This is a genomic window from Skermanella aerolata KACC 11604, from assembly GCF_000936425.1.
Classification (GTDB): Bacteria; Pseudomonadota; Alphaproteobacteria; order Azospirillales; family Azospirillaceae; genus Skermanella; species Skermanella aerolata.
The window spans coordinates 1-1,403 of record NZ_AVFK01000161.1; the positions used below are offsets into that span (position 1 = coordinate 1).

Genomic DNA, 1,403 nt, shown 5'->3' on the forward strand with positions numbered 1-1,403 from the left:
CCGAGGGCGCCGCCGCGACCGTCGCCCGGCTGCGGCCGTCCTGGCGCAGCCGCTCGCGCTCGCTCCAGTCGACCGCGGCGAGCCAGGCGTCGAGTGCGGCGACGGTGCGCCGGCGCAGCGGCCGGTGCCGGCCCTCTCCTTCCGGGTCGTTCTTGGCCCGCTCGACGAACACGGTGACGCCGTCGGCGCCGCGGTGGAGGTGCTCGACCCGCAGTGCCACCAGCTCGGCGCGCCGGCACAGCGTCTCGTAGGCGACCAACAGCAGGGCACGGTCGCGCAGGTCCGACAGCCACGCCAGCCGGGCCGCCGCCTTGAGCGCGCCGCGCTCGTCGGAGCGGAGCCGCTCCCACAGCGGCTCATAAGGGGGCCGGTCCGGCGGGTCGCCGGGCAGCATCCGGAGGATCTCGTCCCAGCACAGACCGCGGGCCTGGCGCTGGCGGACGCCGAGCCGGCGCCGGACGCCGCGCAGGCGCTGAGTGATCTCGGGGTGGGCGCGGTCGAAGGCCAGGCCGGCGGCGCGATGCAGGTGAGCGATCGAGGCGAGATAGCGCCCGATCGTCGCCGGCCGGCGGACGCCGCCGAGTGTCACCGCGCGCGGCCGGCCGTGGCGGTCACGGCTTTCGACCTCGACCACCTCGCCCGCCGCCATCGCGGCGACGAAGTCGCCGACCGTGCGCGGCTCGGCCGGCAGGCTGACACGGCCGTGCCCGGCGCACCAGGCCTGGAACAGCCGGGTGTCACCCTCGAGGGCGCGCTTGGTGTTGGCGGCGTAGCTGTCGGCGCTGATCTCGGCGTGGCGCGCGAGATTACGCGCGACGGCGTCCGGGTCGGCCGCCGGCGGGGTGGTGGGGGCGATGAGGTCCGGCAGGCGGTCAGGCGGCATGGGCGGGGCTTCCGGACGGGGTCGAGGCGGCGGTTTCAGGGGTTGTGCCTATCATGAGCGTGAGAGTTCAACAAGCGATAATGGCCCTTGTCGCTCGTTGGACTTCCGAAAATCTTGGCCTCAGCGACGTCTCTGGGCAAAAGCCTTCACTCTGTGTATAATCAATAGGTTGAGGTAATTTGGAGGGGCATTCATGTCGTCAACCCGGCACTTGGCCGCTCTAGCGGCGGCCGAACGGGCGCTGGGCCGGCTCGACGGCGCCCTGGCCGATCCCGAACTGCGCCGCCGCAACCTCCCCCCTGCTGTCCGCCGCACCGTCGTCGCAATGATGAAACTCGACGGCGCGCCGGTCACTGCGGACGAGATCGCCCTGGCGGCAGTGGCACCGGAATGCGTCGCCCCCGGTCCGCGCGCCGCGGCAGTCCACGCCGCCGGCCTCGTCCGCCTGGCGCTCGACATCGAGGATGGCCGGGTCGGCGCTGCGGCACCGTCCCGGCCGGCCGGCCCGGCCGCCACCGGG

The 1,403-nt window shown here is 73.9% G+C and carries 1 protein-coding gene and 1 pseudogene; one reads left to right on the forward strand and one right to left on the reverse strand.

Going from position 1 to position 1,403, the window contains the following annotated elements; all coding sequences use genetic code 11:
• A pseudogene (locus tag N826_RS38955) lies at positions 1–883 on the reverse strand (tyrosine-type recombinase/integrase); the annotation flags it as partial.
• Between the two features lie 193 nt (positions 884–1,076).
• Between N826_RS38955 and N826_RS38960 the strand changes: the two are divergent.
• On the forward strand, positions 1,077–1,403 hold a 327-nt coding region (locus N826_RS38960; RefSeq protein ID WP_157599442.1), incomplete at its 3' end, for a hypothetical protein.